Source organism: Limibacillus sp. MBR-115 (assembly GCF_040549425.1).
Classification (GTDB): domain Bacteria; phylum Pseudomonadota; class Alphaproteobacteria; order Kiloniellales; family CECT-8803; genus Limibacillus; species Limibacillus halophilus.
The window spans coordinates 475990-499760 of sequence record NZ_JBEPTJ010000003.1; the positions used below are offsets into that span (position 1 = coordinate 475990).

The 23771-nt window shown below is 59.4% G+C and carries 24 protein-coding genes and 1 tRNA gene; 9 read left to right on the plus strand and 16 right to left on the minus strand.

What is annotated here, in order from left to right:
- Positions 1-15 precede the first annotated feature (15 nt).
- Complete coding sequence (locus ABIE63_RS09070; protein WP_354504121.1) at positions 16-2007, minus strand: FAD-dependent oxidoreductase; 1992 nt, start codon at positions 2005-2007, stop codon at positions 16-18.
- 24 nt (positions 2008-2031) lie between these two features.
- Positions 2032-3570 (minus strand): trimethylamine methyltransferase family protein, encoded by a 1539-nt coding sequence (locus ABIE63_RS09075; RefSeq protein WP_354504122.1) that lies wholly within the window; start codon positions 3568-3570, stop codon positions 2032-2034.
- Positions 3571-3680: 110 nt separating this feature from the next.
- On the opposite strand from ABIE63_RS09075, the gene ABIE63_RS09080 reads away from it, so the two are divergent.
- Positions 3681-4595, plus strand: coding sequence for a LysR substrate-binding domain-containing protein (locus tag ABIE63_RS09080; protein WP_354504123.1), 915 nt, complete (start codon positions 3681-3683; stop codon positions 4593-4595).
- Positions 4596-4597: 2 nt separating this feature from the next.
- Here ABIE63_RS09080 and ABIE63_RS09085 read toward each other — a convergent pair whose 3' ends face one another.
- Together ABIE63_RS09085 and ABIE63_RS09090 are read right to left on the minus strand one after the other, a co-directional pair.
- Complete coding sequence (locus ABIE63_RS09085; protein WP_354504124.1) at positions 4598-5416, minus strand: ATP-dependent Clp protease proteolytic subunit; 819 nt, start codon at positions 5414-5416, stop codon at positions 4598-4600.
- A 116-nt stretch (positions 5417-5532) separates the two neighbouring features.
- Positions 5533-5781: a DUF6356 family protein gene (locus tag ABIE63_RS09090; RefSeq protein ID WP_354504125.1), complete on the minus strand. Its 249-nt coding sequence runs from the start codon at positions 5779-5781 to the stop codon at positions 5533-5535.
- A gap of 132 nt (positions 5782-5913) precedes the next feature.
- On the opposite strand from ABIE63_RS09090, the gene ABIE63_RS09095 reads away from it, so the two are divergent.
- From ABIE63_RS09095 to ABIE63_RS09105, 3 genes are all read left to right on the plus strand, one after another.
- On the plus strand, positions 5914-6414 hold the full coding sequence (locus ABIE63_RS09095; RefSeq protein ID WP_354504126.1) for an Lrp/AsnC family transcriptional regulator: 501 nt from the start codon (positions 5914-5916) through the stop codon (positions 6412-6414).
- Positions 6411-7007: a DUF1134 domain-containing protein gene (locus ABIE63_RS09100; protein ID WP_354504127.1), complete on the plus strand. Its 597-nt coding sequence runs from the start codon at positions 6411-6413 to the stop codon at positions 7005-7007. The genes ABIE63_RS09095 and ABIE63_RS09100 overlap by 4 nt, the downstream gene beginning before the upstream one ends.
- 96 nt (positions 7008-7103) lie before the next feature.
- Complete coding sequence (locus tag ABIE63_RS09105) at positions 7104-7925, plus strand: mechanosensitive ion channel domain-containing protein (RefSeq protein ID WP_354504128.1); 822 nt, start codon at positions 7104-7106, stop codon at positions 7923-7925.
- 79 nt (positions 7926-8004) lie between these two features.
- On the opposite strand, the gene ABIE63_RS09110 is transcribed toward ABIE63_RS09105, so the two are convergent.
- The 3 genes from ABIE63_RS09110 to ABIE63_RS09120 all read right to left on the minus strand — a co-directional run bounded on the left by ABIE63_RS09110 (position 8005) and on the right by ABIE63_RS09120 (position 10171).
- Entirely contained in the window at positions 8005-8571 is a 567-nt protein-coding gene (locus tag ABIE63_RS09110) for a VUT family protein (protein ID WP_354504130.1), read from the minus strand.
- Positions 8572-8683: 112 nt separating this feature from the next.
- Positions 8684-9559 carry an amidohydrolase family protein gene (locus ABIE63_RS09115; RefSeq protein WP_354504131.1) on the minus strand — a complete coding sequence of 292 codons (876 nt, stop codon included), beginning with the start codon at positions 9557-9559 and terminating at the stop codon, positions 8684-8686.
- Positions 9560-9730: 171 nt separating this feature from the next.
- Positions 9731-10171: a pseudoazurin gene (locus ABIE63_RS09120; RefSeq protein ID WP_354504132.1), complete on the minus strand. Its 441-nt coding sequence runs from the start codon at positions 10169-10171 to the stop codon at positions 9731-9733.
- A 155-nt stretch (positions 10172-10326) separates the two neighbouring features.
- Between ABIE63_RS09120 and ABIE63_RS09125 the strand changes: the two genes are divergently transcribed.
- A complete protein-coding gene (locus ABIE63_RS09125; RefSeq protein WP_354504133.1) occupies positions 10327-10824 on the plus strand; it encodes a hypothetical protein in 498 nt (165 codons plus the stop codon).
- 21 nt (positions 10825-10845) lie between these two features.
- Here the strand turns inward: ABIE63_RS09125 and ABIE63_RS09130 are convergent, their stop codons facing one another.
- The 4 genes from ABIE63_RS09130 to ABIE63_RS09145 all read right to left on the minus strand — a co-directional run bounded on the left by ABIE63_RS09130 (position 10846) and on the right by ABIE63_RS09145 (position 14274).
- A complete protein-coding gene (locus ABIE63_RS09130; RefSeq protein ID WP_183416044.1) occupies positions 10846-11016 on the minus strand; it encodes a hypothetical protein in 171 nt (56 codons plus the stop codon).
- A 183-nt stretch (positions 11017-11199) separates the two neighbouring features.
- Complete coding sequence (locus ABIE63_RS09135) at positions 11200-12258, minus strand: TRAP transporter substrate-binding protein (protein ID WP_183416046.1); 1059 nt, start codon at positions 12256-12258, stop codon at positions 11200-11202.
- Between the two features lie 187 nt (positions 12259-12445).
- Positions 12446-13768 carry a TRAP transporter large permease subunit gene (locus ABIE63_RS09140; protein WP_354504134.1) on the minus strand — a complete coding sequence of 441 codons (1323 nt, stop codon included), beginning with the start codon at positions 13766-13768 and terminating at the stop codon, positions 12446-12448.
- Complete coding sequence (locus ABIE63_RS09145; RefSeq protein ID WP_354504135.1) at positions 13768-14274, minus strand: TRAP transporter small permease subunit; 507 nt, start codon at positions 14272-14274, stop codon at positions 13768-13770. Before ABIE63_RS09145 ends, ABIE63_RS09140 begins: the two co-directional genes overlap by 1 nt.
- A 405-nt stretch (positions 14275-14679) precedes the next feature.
- On the opposite strand from ABIE63_RS09145, the gene ABIE63_RS09150 reads away from it, so the two are divergent.
- Complete coding sequence (locus ABIE63_RS09150) at positions 14680-15174, plus strand: thermonuclease family protein (RefSeq protein ID WP_354504137.1); 495 nt, start codon at positions 14680-14682, stop codon at positions 15172-15174.
- Between the two features lie 13 nt (positions 15175-15187).
- Here ABIE63_RS09150 and ABIE63_RS09155 read toward each other — a convergent pair whose 3' ends face one another.
- Positions 15188-15619 carry a PACE efflux transporter gene (locus tag ABIE63_RS09155; protein ID WP_183416050.1) on the minus strand — a complete coding sequence of 144 codons (432 nt, stop codon included), beginning with the start codon at positions 15617-15619 and terminating at the stop codon, positions 15188-15190.
- A 191-nt stretch (positions 15620-15810) separates the two neighbouring features.
- A tRNA-Val gene (locus ABIE63_RS09160) sits at positions 15811-15885 on the minus strand.
- Between the two features lie 365 nt (positions 15886-16250).
- On the opposite strand from ABIE63_RS09160, the gene ABIE63_RS09165 reads away from it, so the two are divergent.
- Together ABIE63_RS09165 and ABIE63_RS09170 are read left to right on the plus strand one after the other, a co-directional pair.
- On the plus strand, positions 16251-17225 hold the full coding sequence (locus ABIE63_RS09165; RefSeq protein ID WP_354504237.1) for an N-formylglutamate amidohydrolase: 975 nt from the start codon (positions 16251-16253) through the stop codon (positions 17223-17225).
- Positions 17218-17793: an N-acetyltransferase family protein gene (locus tag ABIE63_RS09170; RefSeq protein WP_354504138.1), complete on the plus strand. Its 576-nt coding sequence runs from the start codon at positions 17218-17220 to the stop codon at positions 17791-17793. The genes ABIE63_RS09165 and ABIE63_RS09170 overlap by 8 nt, the downstream gene beginning before the upstream one ends.
- Before the next feature lie 245 nt (positions 17794-18038).
- On the opposite strand, the gene ABIE63_RS09175 is transcribed toward ABIE63_RS09170, so the two are convergent.
- Positions 18039-18431, minus strand: coding sequence for an ankyrin repeat domain-containing protein (locus tag ABIE63_RS09175; protein ID WP_354504139.1), 393 nt, complete (start codon positions 18429-18431; stop codon positions 18039-18041).
- 134 nt (positions 18432-18565) lie between these two features.
- On the opposite strand from ABIE63_RS09175, the gene ABIE63_RS09180 reads away from it, so the two are divergent.
- Complete coding sequence (locus ABIE63_RS09180) at positions 18566-19546, plus strand: DMT family transporter (protein ID WP_354504140.1); 981 nt, start codon at positions 18566-18568, stop codon at positions 19544-19546.
- Here ABIE63_RS09180 and ABIE63_RS09185 read toward each other — a convergent pair.
- A complete protein-coding gene (locus ABIE63_RS09185) occupies positions 19516-20088 on the minus strand; it encodes a winged helix DNA-binding protein (protein WP_354504141.1) in 573 nt (190 codons plus the stop codon). The two genes, ABIE63_RS09180 and ABIE63_RS09185, sit on opposite strands and share 31 nt — an antisense overlap.
- Positions 20085-23738, minus strand: coding sequence for a hydantoinase B/oxoprolinase family protein (locus ABIE63_RS09190; RefSeq protein WP_354504142.1), 3654 nt, complete (start codon positions 23736-23738; stop codon positions 20085-20087). The genes ABIE63_RS09185 and ABIE63_RS09190 overlap by 4 nt, the downstream gene beginning before the upstream one ends.
- Positions 23739-23771 lie beyond the last annotated feature (33 nt).

A 23771-nucleotide genomic window follows, 5' to 3' on the forward strand; every position in this document is an offset into this window, starting at 1 on the left:
TTCTCCTCCGTGTCGTTAAAGTTCTAGCGCCAGCTTGCGACCTTCGTAGATGGCCATCACAGCCAATCGAGGGGCAACAGCATCGCCGATGGAATGGATTTCGTAGTCGCCACCTTGCCCCACCAAGGCATCGCCTAACCAGCGTTGCGATTCGTTGGTGCAACCCAGCACCAGCGCATCGGCTTCGACAACCTGACGCTCGGTATCACGCAAATCCATGATCTCGACGGCATCACCACGCCACTCGGTGATAACTGAATCGCCCAGCGTTTTCACACCCAATTGCTTCAGGCGCTGGCGCAGCGGCCAGTCTGTCGCGGTCCGCACCAGTTCCCATCCCGTCATGGCATGGCGCGTCACAATAGTGACCTCATGCCCCTGTTCGGCTAGATGCCAAGCCGTCCCGGCGGCGTGCCAGTGGCCGATATCGTCCAGCACAACAACGTGCTTACCGGGCCGTGCATTGCGGCTCATTACATCCTCGACCGACCAGACGTTCCCCTTTTCAATGCCGGGGATGCGCTCGACATCCGGTATACCGCGCTGAAAACCGCGCTCATCGGGCAACGATCCAGTCGCCAGGACCACGACATCCGGTGCAAATCCATCTATATCGTCTGCATCGATGAAACAGTTGCGGCGCACCTCGACCTGCAGCTTGGCAAGCTGCGTCTCATACCATTGTAAATAATCCAGTATCTGCGCCCGGCGCGGCTGCAGGCCGGCTAGACGGAAACGACCGCCCAGTTCCGGCGCAGCCTCGCAAAGGGTCACCGAATGACCCCGCTCGGCTGCAACGCGCGCCGCTTCCAGCCCGGCGGGGCCGCCGCCGACCACCAGGACCCGTTTTGGGTTCTCGGCCGGCGTAAAGCGGTCGCCACCCCACTCGAATTCACGGCCTGCCGAAGGATTGATGAGACAGGAAATCCAATAGTCCTTGGATCGTCTTCCCCAGCACATCTGATTGCAGGAGAGACAGGGGCGGACATCCTCCGGCCTGCCTTCACGCGCCTTGTTGGCCATATGGGGATCGGCGATCTGGCCGCGCACGATGGAAACCATATCGGCCTGGCCCGAGGCGATCACGTAGTCCGCGTTCTCCGGTGTTCGGATATGGCTCTCTGCCTGGATACGGGTATGCTTGACGACCTGCTTGAGCGCCTCCGCATAGGGTACACCCAGCTTGTCTTCATAGAGCACCGTCGGCATGAGAGGATAAAAATCGAAATAACTACCAGTGCCGCAGGTCATATAATCGATCAACGCTCTCTCGTCGTGGTAAGCGGCGATTTCCTGCATAGCTTCAACCGATAGCGAAGCTTTGATGACCGGGTGCATCGATACTGCCATGCCAATGATAAAATCCTCGCCTGTCGCCTTGCGGATGCGGCTGGTGATCTCCGTCGAAAAGCGCATGCGGTTCTCGAAAGAGCCGCCCCAGCGATCGTCGCGCCGGTTGGACCAAGGCGTCCAGAACTGGTCAATCAAGGCATGGTAGGCGGCAAAAAGCTCTATTCCATCGAAACCGCAGACCTGCGCCCTGACGGCTGCATCGACGTAGCAGCCGATAACCTCCTCGATTTGTGCCCCGGTCATGGCATGACTGCCGTCTGAATCATGGAAGGACGGTAGGCCCGAGGGGGACCAACTGGCATGAAAGGAATTATCGAAGTCGCCATGCTGGCCGACGTTGTAGAGCTGGTGAATCATCACCGCTCCTAGATCCTTGCAGGTCTCGGTGATGGCCCTGAAGCCCGGTATGACGGCATCGTCACCCTGGCGAAAGTTACCTCGGGTCAGAATGCCGGAAGCGTGCACCGGCATGGGCTCCACGACGATCATCCCGGCGCCGCCACGCGCGCGCTCCGCGTAGTAGCCAAGGTGCCGCGCTCCAGGCAGGCCCTCCTCCGACATGTTCGCCGTGTGAGCGCCGAAATTCAGCCGCCCGCGCAGTGTCTTGTGGCGTAGTTGCAATGGCTCGAATAGATGAGGAAAGTGCTGGGTCATGACGTCGGTGAACTCCCCGCCCAATCAGTACCAGGCTTCCGGCAGGTCGGCCTTTCGCCGCGCCACGAATTCCCTCAGGGCCTCGTCGACGGCCGGATCTATGGGAGGAGCCTCGTAAGCAGCCAGTATCTCCTTGCAGCGCCGGGCCGCACGGGCCTCTGAACTCAGCGAACCGGCCTCGGCCCACTGCTCAAAGGAATCGTTGTCGGCCATCTCTGCGTCATAGAAGGCGGTACGATAATTACTCAACGTGTGCGCACAGCCCAGGAAATGCTTGCCTACCCCTACTTCGCGAAATGCGTCCAACGCTAGCGCATTATCATCGGTCGCCAAGCCTTTCATCAGCACGTGCATCATGCCGACATGATCGCAGTCGATGATGAACTTCTCGTACCCCATAGTCAGGCCCCCTTCGAGCCAGCCCGCCGCATGCAAAATGAAATTGGCGCCCGACAGCATCGAAGCCATGAGCGAGTCCGAGCTCTCCTGCGCCGATTGGGCATCGGCGACCTTGGATGCGGTGAGCGATCCGCCCAAGCGCAGCGGCGCGCCCAAACGGCGGGCCAGTTGGCCGACGACCATGTAACCAAGCGTCGGCTCGGGCATCCCGAACGTCGGAGCACCGCTCTTGAGGGACATGGATGACAGGAAGTTGCCAAAAATTACCGGCGCCCCGGGCCGCACGAGTTGCGTCAGGGCAACCCCTACCATCGCCTCCGCCAACGCCTGGGCGATTGCGCCCGTCGTCGTCACCGGCCCCATGGCACCGCCCAGTATGAAAGGTACGACCACGGTGCATTGATTGGCAGCGGCATAAGCCCTGAGCGCGCCAGTCATAGCGCTGTCATATACCAGCGGCGAGTTGACATTGATGTTGCCAAGGATAACGCAGTTCTGGTCTACAAAATCCTCACCGAACGCGAGCTTCGCCATGGCGATGGAATCCGCGGCGCGTTCTGGAATCGTCACCGACCCCATGAAGGGCTTGTCCGAGTAGCGCAGATGCGCATAGACCATGTCCAGGTGCCGGGTGGAAACCGGGATATCAACCGGTTCGCAGATCGTACCGCCGGAATGATTGAGCCATGGAGACGCATAGGCCAGCTTTACGAAGGCTTCGAAGTCCTCCAGCGTGCCGTAGCGCCGCCCGCCATCCAAATCGCGCACGAAAGGCGACCCATAAGCCGGGGAGAAGACCACGTGATCACCGCCGATGATGACGGTGCGCTCCGGGTTGCGCGCGTGCTGTTTGAACTGCCGCGGTGTGCTTGCCTGGATAATACCGCGCACCAAACCACGCGGGAACCGAACCCGCTCCCCCTGGACATCGGCCCCCGCTTCGCGCCAAAGACGCAAAGCCTCTTCATCGCCGCGAAAGTCGATCCCGATCTCCTGAAGAATCTGGTCAGCCGCGCCTTCGATCGCGGCCAGCCCTTCCTCTCCCATCAATTCATAGGTGGGAATCTGCCGGGTCAATATGGCCGGAGCCGCAACATCGGCTGGACGCGCCGCCCTTCCCGCTCGACCGCCACCCTCTCGTCTGCGCGCACGCGTTTCACCCATGATCCGGCATTCCCTCTGGCTTAATGCATTGCCCTTGTTTGTTTGATGCTATAGCTGTCCTGCTGCGCTGTAATCTTGGAAAATTCTGATCTTTCAGATAAAAATGCTTTATGAATAACTTACGTCGGCTTCTTCCCTCCGCCAATGCGTTGCTATCCTTTGAGGCCGCAGCGAGAGCGGGCAGCTTTACCAAAGCCGCAACGGAATTGGGTGTCACACAGGCTGCGGTCAGCTACAGCATACGCCAGATTGAGACGGCGTTGGGCGTCAAACTCTTCACCCGGCAGCACCGGCGTGTCGCGTTGACCGAGACCGGAGAACGCTTCTACCAGGACGTTTCGCTGGGACTGGCGCATATCCTTCGCTCGGCGGAGGACATTCGGCGTCAGCACGACGATCGCCACATCACCATCTCCGTCTCTACGGCCTTCGCCAGCCACTGGATGGTGCCTCGCCTGGCCGCCTTTCGTCAGGCGCATCCAGACATAGATTTACGTCTGCAAACAACCGACAAGGACATCGATCTGGTCGCAGAGAGCATTACTTTGGGGGTCAGACGCGGATACGGCCAGTGGCCCGGCTGCGGTACGGCATACTTCGCCGACGAGGAGATTCTTCCGCTGTGCAGCCCCGGATACCTTGAGGAAGCAGGCCCCTTCAACTCACTGGATGAACTGGCGGCGGCTAAACTAATTCACCTGGACGAACCTTTTCGGCCACGGCCGAGCTGGCAGGATTGGTTCGCCAACCTTGGTGTTTCCTACCAGGATCGTGGCGATGGACTCCGGTTCAACGACTATGCCCTGGTCATCCAGGCAGCACTCGAAGGACAAGGCGTTGCAATTGGGTGGCGGCACCTGACCGGTAACCTCATCGCACAAGGCAACCTCGTTCCGGCCCGACCGGAGAAGTGGTTGGGCGAACAGGGATTCTATGTGGTTTGGCCGCTCGGCCCATTGGAGAATGAGGATTGCAAGCGCGTACGTGACTGGTTGCTGGACCAGTCCCGTCCCTATCGGAAATGACGCTATTTCGGTTGACGCTCATGCGGTGTCGGTAGGTATTCGACACTGGCGCGGCTACGAACCGGCTGCGGAAACAGCTCCATTAATTGGAAAACCTCATCGGGCATGTCATTGGCAATGAGCAGGCCCAACCTTCGCGCTTCGGCCTCGGTGATTGGGTAGTCGTGCGTCCAGCGGCCGCTTGTCAACGTATCGGCAAGCTGCTCGGCCTGTTCAGGCGGCATCTTACCAAGCAATAAATCGAGGACAGACTCGCGGAGTTGGCGAACCGCCTTTTCGGCAATATCAGCCAAAATCAAGGTCTCGTCGTCGACCTCGTCGATCGACTTTGACTGGACCACATTGAGAATGGAAACGGCAGGTTTACCAGCAATCTGTGGATCAACCGGGCCCAACACGGAATGGTGGCACATGACAATCTCGTCCGCTGCCAGAGCCAGGAGCGTACCGCCTGACATGGCGTAGTGCGGCACGTAAACCCGCACCTTACCCTGATGGCGTTGGAGCGCCCGGGCGATCTGCAGCGCTGCCAGCACCAAGCCCCCTGGCGTTTGGAGAATTAAATCGATAGGCATTTTCGGATCGGTAAGATGGATCGCTCGCAAGACCTGCTCAGAATCCTCCACATCGATGTAACGCACCAAGGGAAAGCCCAGGAGACGCATGGTCTCCTGCCGGTGCACCAGAAGGATCACACGTGAGCCGCGCTTCTTTTCGAGTTGGGAAATCTTACGTTGCCGCAGAGCCATCAGGACACGTTGCTGCAATACCGGCTGCAGCATGATGACGAGCAGTACGATCCAGAAAAAACCTCCGTCCACACGCCCCTCCGCCGGTTGTTGTCCAAGACAATCAAAACTCTAGGCGAATGACGGCGAACCTGCCAGTCAATGACAGGACGGTCACCAATAACCCGGTTTGATAGGTGTTAGAAAAATTAGCTCTGGCGCGCTGCGTAAGCGGTATCGGCGACGGCGTGGCGCGCCCGATTGCGCACCATGCGGTCATGCAGCTCATTGATCATGTGGCTGCCGGTTTTCTCGAACAGAAACGGCAAGACCGCATGGACTGCACAAGCCAGGGACGCCAAGAACAACTTCAGCGCAAAACCGGATGCCGTGCCGAAATGCTCACCATAGGATTCGCTGACGGCGGCTGGATGTGCGGTGAAAAGGCGTCTGATCATCTTCGTGCTCCCCTTGATACTGAAAACAGCTTAATCAAAAATCCCAGAAAACACTTTCCTATTTTCCTCTATTTTTACTGCTTATATAGAATATTTTTCCCTTCTTGTTTCATAATATGATAATTTTTCCCAATGGATGCCACAGATAAGAGAATCTTGAACCTTCTGCAGCGCGATGCCTCGTTGTCGCTGGTTGAATTGGCCGACAGGGTCGGTCTTTCGACTTCGCCATGTTGGCGCCGCATTCAGGCTTTAGAGAAGAGTGGTGTTATAAGGCAGCGCGTAGCCCTGCTGGACCCGGACCGCCTCGGTCTTGGTTTGGCGGCTTTTGTGCGGGTGCGGACGAACCAGCACAACCAGGCTTGGTTTGACAGCTTCGCGACGGCCGTGGAAAAGATCGATGAGATCGTTGAATTCTACCGGATGAGCGGCGATTTGGATTATCTGCTGAAGATCGTCGTGCCGGATATTGCAGGTTACGATGCTGTCTACAAACGACTGATAGCGAGCGTGGACCTGACTGATGTATCCGCCTCCTTTGTTATGGAGGAGATCAAGGCGACGACCGAGTTGCCGCTGGACTATGCCGGTACAAACAACCCCCCAAGTTCTGGAAGTGGAAAAAGACGATGACTAGAGTGCGACGGTTCCTGATGATGCTGGGTCTGATCAGTCTGGTAGCGCTGCCGGGCGTTGCAATGGCGCAGACCAGCGACGCGTCCCAAGAACCCGCGACCGATGACGGCACCTACTCGGAAAACGAAATACTGGAGGAGGCGCGCGGCTTCTTCGGCGCGACGACCGAGGGCCTTGCCGAGATCATCGAGAAAGCTTTCGAGGATAACGGTCGTCCAAACGCCTACATCGTCGGCGAGGAAGCCAGCGGCGCGATTGGCGTCGGTGTTCGCTACGGCGAGGGTACCTTGAACAGCAAGCTACACGGCACCCGCAAGATTTACTGGCAGGGTCCGTCTATCGGATGGGACCTGGGCGGCAATGCCTCACGAGTGTTTACCCTGGTCTACGATCTGCCCAGCTCAGAAGCCATTTTCCAGCGCTTTCCGGGTGTGGAGGGCAGTTTCTACTTCATCGCCGGGTTGGGTGTGAATTATCAACGGGCAGCCGGCATCACCCTGGCGCCGATCCGCACGGGCGTTGGTCTGCGGGCCGGAGCAAACGTCGGCTACCTTCATTACACCAAGGAAAGCTCCTGGATCCCCTTCTGATCGAGGCGTGCCCAACTTAAGGGTGCAGTAAGCGCCCCGTTCCTTTATAAGGCCCGGCGGACCCAACCGCCGGGCTTTATGAATTTAGGAGGGAACATGGAATCCGAAATCAAAGCGGTCGTGGACGAGGTAATCAGCCTGGTCACGCTCTATGGCCTCGACGTCATTGGCGCCATTGTCATCCTTATTGTCGGCCTATTCCTTGCTGGTCGAGCCGACAAGCTAGTACGCCGCATGCTGTCTCGCAGCCCGCGAATCGATGACATGCTACGCAGCTTCTTCGGCAGCCTCGCAAGGTACATCATCATTGCGATGACCGTGATTGCGGTGCTGAATCAGTTTGGCGTACAGACCGCCAGTCTGATTGCGGTTGTCGGTGCTGCCGGTCTGGCCATTGGCCTGGCGCTACAGGGTACGCTCAGCAACGTTGCCGCTGGTGTGATGCTCCTGATCTTCCGGCCTTTCAAGGCGGGTGATTATGTCGAGGTCGGCGGCCGCTCTGGGACGATCAAGGCGCTAGGCCTTTTCGTCACCGAGATGGCGACGCCGGATAATGTCCAGATCATCATTCCAAATAGCCAGGTTTGGGGCTCGGCTGTCGTCAATTACTCTTATCACAAGACCCGCCGGCTGGACCTCGCCCTAGGCATCGCCTACGAGGCCGATATCGGCAAGGCCAAAGCGGCGGTGGAGGACCTGATTGTCGCCGATGCGCGCTGTCATAATGACCCAGCCCCATTGGTCGCGGTCGGCAATTTGGGTGATAGCTCCGTTGATTTCGTGATCCGCATCTGGTGCGACGCCGGTGACTACTGGCCCCTGAAATGGGATATGACCCGGGCACTTAAGGAGCGCATGGACAAGGAGGGCATCAGCATTCCCTACCCGCAGCGCACCATCCACCAGGCGGCCGAATAACAGGCGCTATGGCGTAAAGAAAAGGGCGGCTCAGGGAAACCGGGCCGCCCTTTTTCGTTTCGATTACCGATCGGCGCCGTCAGGCTGGCTCTTCCAAGCGCAGGCGCGCCGGATAGTAAGTGACGATCAGGCGGAAGACGGGCAACAACGTCGCCGCCATGAAGAGTTTTGCGCCGAAGTCGCCCCAGGCCCAGGTGATCCAGGGCAGACCCGTTCCGGCAAAGGCCAGCGAGAAAAACAACGCTGTATCAACGGCCGAACCGATTACGCTGGAAACCAAAGGCGCTTTCCACCAGACGGCGCGGCGCAACTGGTTGAACACAGAAATATCGAGCATTTGGGCTACAAGGAAGGCGCTTCCCGACGCGATCGCAATGCGCACGTCAACCAGAAGCGAGAGCGCTACGCCGATCACAAAACCCAACGCCACGACCCAACGGGCATTCTTGGTCCCCAGCAGGCGGTTGGTCGTATCGGTGACCAGGAACGCTATCGGATAGCTGATTGCGCCCCAGGTGAGCCAGTCGTTGATCGGATGCTGTACCAATTCGTTCGACAGCACGATGACCAACGCCATCGCAACAAGCGGCGGCAACAAGAGACGGAAGGGAATCCCGGTCGGGTTCATGCCGGATTTGATTGTCACGGTTCTTTGCTCCTGGTTACCCATAGACGCATTTGAATGGATGCGGGGCTATAGGCCCCTACCCCAATCTCTGTCAAGTAAACCTATGACGGCCTCGCGCAACCGTGCCTCATCAAAATCCATAGAGTCGCGCTGGATTGTCGGTGAAGAGGGCCTGCCGGATCGCCGCATCGGGGCACCAACCCAACACCTCGTTCAACAGCGCGCCGGTGTCCGGCATCACGTCATAGAGCGAAACGTGCGGCCAGTCCGAGCCCCAGACAACACGACTGGGGATTCGCGTTAGAAGCGCTTCGGCCAAAGGTCTGACCTCATCGTGCGGAAGCCCCTTGTCGGTCAGCCGGAAAGCGCCGGATACCTTGACCCAGGCACGTTCCTCCTCGGCCAACGCGATCATTGATTGGAAAAAGTCCTGATCGGGGCCGAGCGCGGCAGGGAAATGCCCCATATGGTCGAACACTGCTTCGACCGGCAGGCGTCGAATTACCGGCAGAATTTCAGGCAGCATGCGGATATCGATCAGGAACTGCGCGTGCCAACCGAGAGGGGCGACCTTTGCCGCCAGCCGCTCCAGAGCTTCCATATGCACGCCGCCCTTGAACAGCAGATTGATTCTGAAGCCCCGCGCACCCGCTTCGTGCATGCGCTCCAGTTCGGCTTCGGAAATATCGGCGGGAATCACCACAACGGCGCGCAAACGGTCCTGGCGGGGCCCGACGGTCTCCAGTAACAAGCGGTTATCGGTCCCGTGTACGCTGACATTCACCAATACGCCGCGATCCATCTGCAAGCGATCAAGCATCGCAAGATAGGATTTGGGCGAGGCGACCGGCGGTGTGTAGGTGCGGTCCTCCACCATGGGGAATCGGTCGAAAGGACCGATGACGTGGCAATGGGTGTCGCAGGCACCCTTGGGAAGGGCGATCTTGGGAGCCTCGAGGGCGGTTAGCGGTCCGAGGCATAGAGGCGCGGGCTTTATCGCAGGCAAGGGGCCGATCTCTCCTGAAGTCGTCAAAGATTCCGCCTGAGCGGGAAAGCAGGAAGTATGACAAGGACGAAAGCGGGAGAGAAGCATGAGCCACGCATGGCAGCCCTTCCCACAGGCTGCAATCGGCCAGGACCGTGGCCGCAGCCCACCACGGTCCCACAGCCGATCAGATCAAAGGCCGCTCAACAGGTCGCTGAAAACCTGCTTTGCCTTTCCGGGCGCGGCGCCAGTTTCGGCTTTAACGGCCTCCAGGTTGGAGATGTCATCACCAACGACTACGACACCGACCATGCCCAGCGCATAGTGTGGAAGACACTTGTAGGTATAGACGCCAGGTGCTTCGAAGGTTACCTCCTCGGTCTTGCTGAGTTTGGTCTTGAAGGGCGTGGCGCCATCCGGCAGCGCGTCGTCCAGCGACTGTGCATTGTGTCCCTTGCTGGTGGCCACGAAGCGGATGGTGTCGCCTGGCGCAATCTTGATAACCGCCGGCGAGAAAACGTTGCGGGCGCCATCCGATCCCTTGTTCAACATCTCCACCTCGTAAGTCTCTGCAAGGGCCGGGCCTGCGAGGGCAACGGCAAACACAAACGCCAAACTCAGTTTCTTGATCATGGCAAAGCTTCTCCTCTATGGGTCATTTGCATGGCTGACATAGGCGGTGGAATCCCAGGACCAAGGCTGGCGAGGCGATCCGCCGCAGCTCTGCCGGTCCTGGCGGCAGGACGGCGAATCCTCTAGTCTGTAGAAATCTATTCAAGGGGTTGAAGATGCCTGTCGAAACGAGACTAAGACAACGGCTGGCGCCTTTGGCAGCGATCTGTGTTCTGCTTCTAACGGCAGCCTGCAGCACAACCACTGAATCCGTGATCATGCCCGGAGCCGAAGAGCTGGAGCCTTCGCTAACGGCCAAACTCCTATGCAACGGAAACTGCAGCCTGCTGGTGCGCCTTGAAGACCGAGCAAAGCTGTCGGGAGAGCCGCTATGGGATAGCCAGGGCGTGGTGCTCGTGCCTGGTGGTTACAATTTGTCGGTCCTGTGGAAGCCAAGGGGATACTTCGGTGGCGAGGCCTACACCACGGACTTCGGAAGCTTCTGGATCGAGGTCGGCGAGACCTTTGTGGTCAAGCGCTGCGACTATGAGGAACGTAGCGACAAAGAGTCAGCCTCGTTCGTGGCTTACCGGGTCTTCTGGATAGAAAACGCCGACAGTGGTGAGGTCATACGTGACTGGCCGGGGCACGGCACCAGCGAAGGGTGCAGGTAGTACTGCACACTCGGTAGCGTCTTAGAAACCGCCCAAAAGCCCGCCAGCCTTGGCGAACCCGATCGTGAAGGTCAACAGGGTCGAGAGGCACACAAGCGTTGCAATCAATAGCGCACCCACGCCCTTGTACCGGATTTCGAGGCGTTGAATGCGGGTTGCACGCGCCACTTCCTGATAAATCTCACTTCGCATTGTCATCTCCATCAAACCGACGAAATCGCCGATAGACACAATTTGAAGCGAAAATATTTAAGAATTTCCTAAAACACCGCCGGTATGCTGTTCTCTGTAAGGTTTTCCGCTCATCCCTACAGCAAAAAGGCGGCCGGGCAATCGCCCGTGCCGCCTTCGCTCTTGCTGGCCGCGGGGCCCCCCTTAGCTGTAACGATAAGGGCGACCGGCCTTTTCCATGGCGTCGTTGTATTCGCGGATGATCTTGATAACCCGCGCGTTTCGCTCGCTCTCCGCGGCAATCTCATCCCAGAAATTACGCGCCTCGGCTTCCACCTTCGCCCATTCGGCATCGGGGATGGTGGTAAGCTTCAACTTGTCACCGAAAACGCGCAGCTTGGCTTCGCCGCCCCAGTACCAGTACTGGCGATAGTAGTGCGAACTGTCCATGCAGAGCTTGAACAGCTCCTTCAGGTGGTCGGGCAGCTCTTTCCAACGGTCGCTGTTGGCGAAGTACGAGCCGACCCAGGCCCCCGAGATATTGTTGGTCAGGAAGTAGTTAGTTACGTCCGCCCAACCGACCGTGTAGTCCTCGGTGATGCCGGACCAGGCGATGCCGTCCAGTTCACCGGTCTGCACGGCAACCTCGATATCCTCCCAAGGCAGCGTCACCGGGACCACCCCAAAGCGAGACAGGAAGCGGCCGGCCGTCGGGAAGGTGAAGACGCGCTTGCCTTTCAGATCCTCAAGGCTGTTGATCGGGTCCTTCGTGTTGAAATGGCAAGGATCCCAGGCGCCCGCCGACAACCAGGTCACGCCTTCGACCTCGCTATAGGCCTCCTCCCAGATCTCGCGCAGGCCCCACTCGTTGAACAGCACGGGTACGTCCAGGCTGTAGCGGGTCGCGAAGGGGAAGTATCCGCCGAACACCGAGATATCGACCGGTGCGGCAATCGAATCATCGTCCGACTGCACCGCATCGATGGTGCCGTTCTGCATGGCGCGGAACAGCTCGCCTGTCGGAACCAACTGATCGGCGAAGTAAAGCTCAATCTCCATCTCGCCGTTCGCCACCTTGTTGAAGGCATCAATCGACGGTTTGATGACGTGCTCGGCCAGGGCAGCACCCGCGTAGGTTTGCAAGCGCCACTTGATCTTGCTTTGCGCCCTTACCGCAGGTGCGGGAAAGCTGGAGGCCGCGGCGACCGCGCCGACGGCACCTGCCGCACCTGCTTTTTTGAGGAAATCGCGTCTATTCGTCATGTTTTATCTCCCTTGTCCAATGAGCGGCCTTGTGATCAACCGCTTGGTTTGAAGATCTTTCCACCCCTTTCGATAGGCCTCACGCGAAGCGGTTTCGTCAGGGGGGCCGCAACGTACTCTACAGTTTTGCCTCCTATACCCTTGAACCACCAGAAAAATGATTTCGCCTGCGACCAAACGGCCTGCCCTAATAGCCGTAATGCTGCCCGGGCAGCCAAAGTGCGATCTGCGGGAACAGCATTACCAGCGCCAGCGCCAGCATCATCACGAACACGAACGGAATGATGGATACGTAGATGTCCTTCAAGCCGATTTCCGGCGGCGCCATGGCCCGCATCAGGAAGAGGTTGTAGCCGAAGGGCGGCGTCATGTAGGCAATCTGGCAGGTGATGGTGTAGAGCACCCCGTACCAGATCAGATTGAACCCCAGCGCATCGACCAGCGGCACATAAAGCGGCGCCACGATCACCAGCATCGCCGTATCGTCCAGGAAGGTCCCCATCAGGAGGAAAGAAAGCTGCATCAGGATCAAGACTTCCCAGGGACCCAGCGCCAGTTGGCCGATGAAGAAACCCTCGATGGCCTTGACCGCACCCAGGCCGTCAAAGACAGCACCAAAGCAGAGCGCGGCCAGGATGATCCACATGAACATGCAGCTGATGCCCAGCGTCTTGCGCAGGGTCGCCTCCATGACCGTGTAATTGAGACGCCCCTTGATCAGGGCCGCCAGCGTGGCCGTCACCGCCCCCACCGCCGAGCTTTCCACAAGACTGGTGACGCCCATCAGGAACAGGCCGGTCATGCAAAAGAAGATCAGCAGCGGCAGGATGCCCGCCCGCAGCAGGCGCAGCTTCTGGGCAAAGGGGATATTGCGTTCCTGCTCGGCCAACGCGGGTCCAAGCTGCGGCTGGAACCAGCAGCGCACCACAATGTAGAGGATGAACAGCCCGGCCATCATCAGGCCCGGGAACACGCCTGCCAGCCAGAGCTGACCGACCGGCTGGCGCGCGATCATGCCATAAAGCACCAGCACCACGCTGGGCGGCACCAGGATGCCCAGCGAACTACCGGCCTGGATAACGCCGGTCACCATGATCTTGTCGTAACCCCGACGCAAAAGCTCCGGCAGGGCGATACTGGCGCCAATGGCCATGCCCGCCACGCTCAACCCGTTCATGGCCGAGACCGCGACCATCAACAGCACCGTACCGATGGCAAGGCCGCCGTTCAGCGGCCCCATCCAGACATGGAACATCTGGTATAGGTCGTCGGCGATCCCCGATTCCGACAGCATGTAACCCATGTAGACGAACAGCGGCAGGGTCAGCAGCGGGTACCACTTCATCAGCTTCATGGCCGCCGAGAAGCCCATCTCGGACCCACCCTCGCCCCAAAGCGCCAAGGCCGCCACCACGGCGATGAAGCCGATGGCCGCGAAGACGCGCTGGCCGGTCAACAGCATCAGCATCATCGAGGAGAACATTAGCAAAGCGATCACTTCGTAGCTCATCAGAGCTCTTCCCCCCGCAGCTTGGCGATGTCCTTGATGAACATGGCAATGGCCTGCAGCAACATCATGAAGATGCCGATGCACATGATGATCTTGATGGGCGCCATGTAAGGCCGCCACGCTGAATAGCTGCGCTCGCCGTACTGGAGCGCATAACTGCTGCTCGACAGACCGCCCCACAGCAGCAGCGCCAGATAAAAGATCAGAAACAGGATGGTGATGACGTCGACCTGGGTCTTGGTGCGGTCGGACCAAGCGCCATACAGAAGGTCCATGCGAACATGTTCGCCAAGCTGCATCGAATAGGGTCCGCCCAGCAGGAAATAACCGACCATCAGGAACTGTGCCATCTCCAGCGTCCAAAGTGGCGGGATGGCGACCGTCTTCATGATCGAGGAGTAAAGCAGGACCCCCATCATCGCAAAGATCAACAACATCGTGATGCGCCCGACGATGCGGTTGACCGCTTCGACGTAGCGCACGAAGAGTCTGACAGCTTTCGGCATTCACGCTCCCTTTGACCGGCCTCGGCCGCCCGAAATCCGTGGCAAACCTGGCCTAAAGCGAAACCCTGTTCCTTCTACCTCTTTTCGATGGGCGAGCCCCGTTCAAGCGGAGCCTCCCGCGGACGCTACCCGGCCTCCCCCCTTCCCGCTCCAACGCGCCGCGCGGCGAAACTTTGCGGCCATGAAATCAGTTCGCGTCAAGCGCCAACAGGTGATCCGGGTACCGTCTGAATCCCAATCGTGATGACAGGTTAGTTTCAAAGGCTCGACGGGTCGAGACTCAAAACCGATCGCAACCGCGCCACTGCGACGATCAGACCACGAAGGCACCTCAATTACATTCTGGTACACACTCTAAGGTCGTAGTATTTTGATTTGCTACACGCTTAACTTGGGTTTTTCTGAATGCGATCGATACGGTGCGGCGCGCGGGTGGCGCGCTCTTTCCTGTCAGCTTTAGCGCTGGCGTCTCTCTTGATGGGGTTGGCGGCAACATCCGGCGTCGCCCGGGCGGGCGATCCGCCGGTGGGAACCCCCAGCCGTATTTCCGGGTATGTCACCCATGTGCGCGACGGCGACACCATCGAGGTGGCGCGAGTACCCGTCCGCTTCAGCGGCATTTCCGCACCGGAGCTTTCCGAGCCATATGGCCAGCAGTCCAAGAACGCCATGCGCGGTCTGGTCGCGGGCCAGCGGGTGATCTGCGATCTTACCGGGCGCAAGACCTATGACCGCTGGGTGGGAAATTGCTTCCTGGCCGACGGCACGGACCTCTCCGTCGCCGTCGTGGCGCTTGGCCTTGCCCGCGACTGTCCGCGCTATTCGGGCGGCCTCTACGAGCCCTTCGAAACCGAACGCAGCAAACGCCTCCCCTTCCCGGGGTACTGCAAACCAAAATGACGATGGATTCCTCTCACACCCGCGCTTTGGCAGAGTGCGGAATGGGGAAGATCACGTCGTAGGCCCAGTTGAAGACGAAGGCGTAAACCAGATAGAAAAGGGCAAAGGAAACGTCCATCAGGAAGGCCTGCAGCAAGGTGATGCCCAGGTACCAGGCGATGAAAGGCAAGAGAACCAGTAGCATTCCGAACTCGAACAGCACCGCGTGGAAGACGCGGATCGCCACCGATTTTCGCGGGCTGCCGGTGAGCCGCAACATGGCGTGGTCAAACAGCAGGTTGTAGAGGTAGTTCCAGGCCGTCGCCAGCAGCGAGCTGACCAACGCGACGAGGCCGATGGCATGCATCGGTTGGTCAAAACCCCAGGCGGCTACGGGGGTCACGATGATAAGGCCGATGACCTCGAAACACACGGCATGGCGGATACGGTCGCGGACGCTGCGCAAAGGGGGCTCTCCCACTCTTTCCTACGGGTCGTCCCGTCTTCAGTTTCCCGGGCCGGGGGAGGTCGTCCTCGCTTTGGGCCCCGTTGATATAAGATAGCACCCACTATTGGCAAGCATCCGGCCGCGATCAGGGCGCCGTTCTTGGTGCATGAAGGCACTATAGCGCCAAAATTACCGGGGGAAGAGGTGGATGGTGGGCGCGGCTGGGATTGAACCAGCGACCCCTACGATGTCAACGTAGTGCTCTCCCGCTGAGCTACGCGCCCGTTTCCGGTTCGGGATGCCTGGGGGCGGTAAGAGCCAACGAATGCGGCCTTTCCTGTCCAAGCGAGAGGCGGATACCATGCCCCTTGCACCTTTTCAAGGCTCCATTTTCTATAAAGCTGCACCAAGCCTGCCTCTTGCCCCGCCGCAAGGAAGCCAGTACCTAGGAATAGGGGCTGAAAATCACCGCCAAAGGGCGAGCAGCGAAGGCAGTAACCAAAAGGCGGGCCCGACGGCTATACTCCAACGGCAGCCTTAACGTCAGCCTCACGACAGGACCGATGAACCGGTGAAGAGACAACCAAAGCAGAGCGTTAAAGTAGCCCGAAATGCCGTACCGGACGGTCACGACGCTGCGGTCCTCAATCTGCCGGATCCGTCTCACATCGTCCTGCGGCCGGCACGCCAGACATTGCCCCTCGTCCTGGCTTCACCGCACAGCGGCCGCTGCTATCCACCCGAATTCATCGCTGCATCACGGCTCGATGCACAGGCGCTGCGCCGCAGCGAAGATTCCTTTGTCGACGAGCTATTCGATTTCGTCACTGCGGCGGGCCCCAGCGGCGACCCCGATGATCCCGATAGCCCGGGCAATATCCCGGCTCTTGGAGCGCCCCTGCTCTGCGCGCTGTTCCCACGCGCCTACATCGATCCGAATCGCGAAGCCTATGAGCTTGATCCCACGATGTTTTGTGACAGCCTGCCGGACTTTGCGAACACCCGCTCGCCCCGTGTAGCGGCTGGGCTTGGCACCCTGGCGCGCGTCGTCGCCGGTGGCGCGGAAATCTACCGGACGAAGCTGCATTTCGCCGAGGCGCAGGCCCGGATTGAAAAGCATTACCGTCCCTATCATGCGACCTTGCGCCGTTTAATCGACGAAACCCGGGAAGCGTTTGGTTACTGTATCTTGTTGGATTGCCATTCCATGCCATCGGTCGGCGGTCCCTCGCCACGGGGCTCAATAGGCAAACACAAGGAGCCAACCGCAGGTGGTCATGATCCGGGCCCGGAGGGGGCTGCCTTCGTCCTTGGCGATTGCCACGGCAGTTCCTGCGCCGGTCCGGTCATCGAAGCGGTGGAACAGAACCTGTCCAACGCAGGCTACAAGGTTGCTCGCAACGTGCCCTACGCGGGCGGGTTCGTTTCGCGGCACTACGGCCGACCCGGCGAGGCCGTGCATGCCCTGCAGATCGAGATCAACCGCGCGCTTTATATGGATGAACGCAACTTCGCGCGTGGACCCGGCATGGCGAGCCTGCGCGCCGATTTGCGCCGCGCGGTTGCAGCACTGTCGGATCTCGACCCAGCGCAGCTAATATCCGGAGACAACCGCTATGGGTAAAGAAAAAGCAGGTATCGTTTTTACACTGCGCGCGGCGGCGAGCAGCGATCTGGAGGCCTTGCTCGCCATCTACGCGCACCACGTGCGGCACGGCACGGCATCCTTTGAACTGGAACCGCCGACGCTGGAGGACTTCAGCGGACGCTTCAAGGCGCTACAGATGGCGCGATACCCCTATATCCTTGCCGTGACTGATGACGGCCGGGTCCTGGGTTACGCCTACGCCGGTCCCTACCGGCCTCGACCGGCCTACCGCTATACAGTGGAGGATTCTGTTTACGTTGCGCCCGAGGCTGCGGGGAAAGGCGTAGGAGGCGCGCTCCTCGATCGCCTGATAGAACTCGCCGATGAGCAGGGATATCGCAAAATGGTGGCTGTGATCGGCGACAGCCTCCAGGTCGCCTCGATCGCCTTGCACGCAGGCCGAGGCTTCGTTTTCGCCGGAACAGTGCGTGGCGTTGGCTACAAACACGGACGCTGGCTCGATCAAGTACTGATGGAACGCGACCTTGGCCCCGGAAATCTGACGCCACCGGACGAGGGCCCAAACGCCCCGACTCTCGGATAAAAAAAGGGCCACACCCAAAGGCGCGGCCCGAGTTTAGGGAGGAAACGCTCAAGAAGTGCGTTACGGCCACCTGGCAGACGCCAGATCATTGCCGCACTGCAAAATTTAAGCATGATTTGTGTGCAGTGCAATATCTAATGATTAGTTTTTTGATTTTTTTAACTATTTCCCATTATCTCTTTGGGAAAATTCTCGGCTACCAAGAGAAAAAACAGATATATGCTGCATCGCAATAGCGCTGGGGATCAAGAATCCACGGCACTTAGCACAAGACCGGTCATAACATCGGCGTTGCTGGGCCACTGTGCCCAATCACGCGCGCCGAATCCCCACTTGTTCTTGTGCTCGCTCGAGGCGCCGGCCGCCAGCAAACGGCGAACAACTTCCTCGTGCCCCCGGGCCGCGGCGATCATAAGCGGTGAATTGCCCGCATCGCTGGTTTGTTCGACCGAAGCCCCAGCGGAAAGAAGAAACTCCACGGTTTCAATCCGCCCGGAAGCAGCAGCCAGGTAAAGAAGGGTTGCGCCGTAGCGATCACAGCCATCAACCGGTTCGCCGGCGGCAAAACCTGCCTTCAGCGCCTCGATATCGCCTTTCTGAGCGGCCTTGAGCAGTTCAGGTGTCGTCTTGCGGTACATGTCGGCGCCTTTCCATGGATTAAAGCCAGGGCGGAAGTGTAAAGATCAAGAACGCTGGCCGCCAAGGCTTTTGCATGGAGGCATCCCGCACTTTGCATGGCCTGAGACAAAATGCCCGTGATAAGAAGAGCGCCATGACCGAACAAAGCTTTCAGCCGATCCATAGCAAGGAAGCCGACGCGCCGAGCAACCGCTTCTGGCAGAGCGGTGATCGCTTGGCGCGGATTTTGCTGTTCATCAACCCAGCCTTCTTTGCCGGGAACATGTTGATGGCTCGAGCAACCGCCGATCTGGTACCGCCGATCGCGTTGGCCTTCTGGCGCTGGGCCATAGCCGTTTCGATCCTCCTGATGTTTCTGGGTGGACCGGTTTGGCGCGCCCGCGCCGATATCCTGGCTGAATGGCGAGATCTGACGATCCTAGGTGCACTCGGCATGGGCGTCTGTGGCGCGTTTGTCTATATCGGGGCGGACACCACCACGGCGATGAACATCGGTCTGATTTATGCCTATTCCCCGGTGCTGATCATTCTGCTGGATCACTTTTTCTACGGGTCCGTCATGATCAAAAGGCAGTGGCTGGGCGCGGGACTCGCACTGGCCGGTATGCTGCTTATCGTGTTTCGCGGGAATCTCGATTCGCTGCTCAGCCTGTCCCTTTCGCCCGGCGACCTCTGGATCCTGGCAGCAGCGACCGGCTGGGGTTTCTACTCTATTCTGCTGAAACATCGGCCGAGCAAGCTGAAACCCAATGTCCGCTTTGCAGCCATCATGCTTTACGGCACGGCGGTTCTGGCGCCCTTCCACATTTGGGAAAGTGTCTGGATCGAAGCGCCAACCCTGGATGCGCTCAGCATCGGCGCGGTTCTTTTCCTAGCGCTCGTTCCGGCATTGGGTGCTTACGGAACCTACGGGTACATGCAGCGCTACCTGGGCGCCTCCACCACCAGTTTGATCCTCTACCTGATCCCGGTTTATGCGGCCTCCCTAGGCTACATATTGCTTGGCGAAAGCCTGGAATTCTACCATCTGACAGGCGCCGCACTGGTGTTGCCTGGTATTTGGCTGGCGACCCGCCGCAGACGTCAAAGCGAGGACGCCGAGCGCGCAGCCTGATCGTAAAGCCCCGAGAGGGCCCGCAAAAGCTCCGCCACCTCGCCGAACTCGGCATTGAGCTCATCGCGCCGGATACCGGCAAAGGCAGAAATCGCCTCCAAGAGACAGGTTTCCCGCACCTCGCGGTAGCGTTGGCAGGCAGCAGTTCCTGCTTCCGTTGCCTGCCAGAGCGTTTCCTTGCCAACCCTCTCCCCGGCCACGAGATCGGCGCGCGACAGCTTCTTCAGGGAATAGGTAACCGTGTGGGTGTCCTCGACATTCAGCACGAAACAGATGTCATTCTGCTTCTTGGGCCGCCCGCGGTGATTGACTGAATGCAGCACCATCACGTCCAACGCCGAGAGGTCCGGGCAACCGGCCGCCGCCATGCAGCGCACGATCCATCGCGAAAAGGCGTTGCTGACGGTAATCAGGCCAAACTCCAGTTCCGACAGTTCGGCGGCCGTTTCCGACACCAGGTGCGAGGAGGAGACGATGCGTTGCCCCTTGCGGCCGCGTTGCAACCCGGGGGGTTGCTCGCCCTGGGCCGATCCCTTGCTCATTCCGCCGCCTCCCGCCGTTCGGAAACCGGACCGAACCCGCCACCGGTCGGGCTCTGCACCACGAAGACATCGCCCGGCTTCATCTCGGTGCGGTCGGTGCCACTCATCGGATGGATGGTGCCATCGGCCCGCTCGACCCAGTTCTTGCCGCACTGGCCGTTTTCGCCACCGGCAACGCCGAAAGGCTCAATAAGACGATGACTGCTGAGGATGGCGACAGTCATGTCTTCCAGGAACCGCAGGCGCCGCAGCGTGCCATCGCCGCCACGGTGGCGGCCCTTGCCGCCACTGCCCCGCCGGATCTCAAAGGATTCCAGCAAGATTGGAAAGCGGAACTCCAACACTTCCGGGTCGGTCAGGCGCGAGTTGGTCATGTGGGTGTGAACCCCGTCGCAACCGTCGAAATCCGGCCCGGCGCCCGATCCGCCGGCGATGGTCTCGTAGTACTGATAGCGTTTGTTGCCGAAGGTGATGTTGTTCATCGTCCCCTGCGCTGCCGCCAGCACACCGAGCGCGCCATATAGCGTATCGGTGATGATCTGACTGGTTTCGACGTTTCCGGCCACAACGGCTGCGGGATAACGCGGGTTCAGCATCGAACCTTCGGGGATGATCAGGTCGAGAGGCTTGAGACAGCCTTCGTTCATGGGAATCTCGTCTTCGACCAACGTGCGGAAAACGTAGAGCGTGGCCGCCCGGCATACCGCCGAGGGCGCGTTGAAATTGCTCGTCAATTGGCCGCTGGTGCGCGAAAAATCGATGGTTGCGCGTCGCGCCTTCTTATCGATGGTGATATCGACCGCCACCTGATTGCCATCGTCCATCGGGCAGGTGAAGCTGCCGTCGGTCAACACATCCAGCACACGGCGGACCTGTTCTTCGGCGTTGTCCTGCACGTGCCCCATGTAGGCGATCACGACGTCGAGGCCGAAGTGATCGACCATCTTGCGCAGTTCTTGCACCCCCTTCTCGTTGGCGGCGATCTGCGCCTGCAGGTCCGCGATATTCTGGTCGGCGTTTCTTACCGGGTAAGGGCCCGAGGTCAGCAATTCGCGCAACGGACCTTCGCGGAACTTGCCCTGATCGACCAGCTTGAAGTTGTCGATCAATACGCCTTCGTCCTCGACGGTGTGGGAATCCGGTGGCATTGACCCCGGTGTGATTCCGCCGACGTCGGCATGGTGGCCGCGGCTGGCGACGTAGAAGAGGATATCCTTGCCCGCCTGATCGAAGACCGGCGTTACAACGGTGATGTCCGGCAAGTGCGTGCCGCCGTTGTAGGGTGCATTCAAAACATAAACGTCACCCGGCTTGATGTGCCCGGCGTTCTCCCGAATCACAGCCCGAATCGACTCGCTCATCGACCCCAGATGAACCGGCATGTGTGGGGCGTTGGCGACCAAATGGCCGTTCAGATCAAAGACGGCGCAAGAGAAATCCAGCCGTTCCTTGATGTTGACCGAGTGCGCCGTCTTCTCCAGAACCGAGCCCATTTGTTCGGCAATCGACATGAAAAGGTTGTTGAAAACCTCCAGCATGACGGGATCGACCTTGGTGCCCACGGCCTCCTGGCGTTTGATGGCCTGATATCGGTCCATGACCAGATGATTGCGCTCGGTCAGCTTGGCGCGCCAGCCTTTCTCAATCACCGTGGTGCTGTTCGGCTCGATCAGCAACGCCGGGCCTTCCAAGTGATCGCCAACCAGCAGATCGTCCCGGTCGTACACCGGCGCCTGGACCCATGCGCCTTCGACGTACATCGGCGCCTGCGCGCGCGGCACCAACGGCGAGGTGCGTTTTTCCATTTCAAGCAACGGATCGTCTGACACACCGGTATGACCGATGCCCTCGACGGACACCAACTCGGCGATCAAGGGCTTGCCTTCCAGCCCGAAGCCGAAGCGCTGCCGATGCGCCTCCTCGAAAGTTGCCCGGAGCGCATCCAGGTCATCCAGATTGTCGGGCACCCCAAACGAGGTATCGCTACCTTGGTAGCGCACGTAGATTTCGCGCTTGAAGGACATGCTGTCCTCGGAGATACCCTGGGCCTTCAGGTCCTGGCGGGCTTCCTCGGTCAAAGCAGCCGACAACCGCTTCAATTCCCCGCGCACCGCAGGGTCATCCAGACGACCCTCGACGCCCTGCTGGGCGAAGGTGCGCAGATCGGCCAGCCCCATGCCATAGGCCGATAGTACACCGGCATAGGGGTGGAGGAAGATGCTGGTCATTCCCAAGGTATCGGCAATGTCGCAGGCATGCTGGCCGCCGGCGCCGCCGAAACAGTTGAGCGTATACTCGGTTACGTCATACCCGCGCTGGATGGAGATTTTCTTGATGGCGTTTGCCATATTCTCCACGGCAATGCGCCGGAACCCCTCGGCAACCTCTTCCGGGCTCCGTTTGTCGCCGGCTTCCCGTTCGATCCTCTGGGAAAGCTCTTGGAATTTCTGCCTTACAACATCGATATCCAACGCCTCGTTGGCGTCGGGCCCGAAGACCTTCGGGAAAAACTCCGGCACGATACGGCCCAACATGACGTTTGCATCCGTGACTGCCAAAGGTCCGCCGCGCCGATAGCAGGCGGGGCCGGGATTGGCGCCGGCGGAGTCAGGGCCGACCCTGTAACGGCTGCCATCAAAGTGAAGAATCGAGCCGCCACCTGCCGCAACCGTATGAATTTGCATCATGGGCGCGCGCATCCGAACACCTGCGACCTGCGTCTCAAAGGCCCGCTCGTATTCCCCCGCATAGTGGGAAACATCGGTGGAGGTGCCGCCCATATCGAAGCCGATAATTTTTTCGAAACCACCCATGGTTGCCGTGCGAACACACCCGACGATGCCGCCGGCCGGGCCGGAAAGGATGGAGTCCTTGCCTTGGAACCGCCGCGCGTCAGTCAGACCGCCGTTCGACTGCATGAACATCAAGCGCACATCGCCGAGCTCGCCCGCGACGCGGTCCACGTAACGCCGCAGAATCGGCGAGAGATAAGCATCGACAACGGTCGTGTCGCCACGCCCGACAAACTTCATCAGCGGGCTCACTTCGTGGCTCACCGAAACCTGAAGAAATCCGATTCGGCGGGCTATTTCGGCAACCAGTTTCTCGTGGTCGCTGTAGCGGTAGCCATGCATGAAAACAATGGCACAGGACCGGAAGCCCTGCTCGAAAGCCTCCCGCAACTGACGCTCCACAAGGCTCTCATCAGGGGCGGCCAAGACCTTTCCATCCGCCATGACACGCTCGTCAATCTCCACCACCTGCTCGTAAAGCTGTTCGGGCAACTCGATCTTGCGCGTGAAGAGGTGCGGCCGATTCTGATAGGCGATACGCAAGCCGTCCTTGAAGCCCTTGGTTACGACCAGCAAGGTGCGCTCACCCTTCCGCTCAAGCAAAGCATTGGTGGCCACCGTGGTGCCCATCTTAACGGCGTCGATAATCTCCGCAGGTATCGATTCCTGCTTGCCGATGCCCAACAGGTTCCGAATGCCTTGAATTGCGGCATCGGGATATTGCTCCGGGTTCTCACTGAGCAATTTGTGGCTCCGCAAACTGCCGTCCGGCTGGCGTGCAACGACGTCCGTAAAAGTACCCCCACGGTCGATCCAGAACTGCCAGGTACCCGTCGTCGTTACTTGATGCTCGGCCATTGCAACCCCCAAAAGCAATTTATCGATAATTTA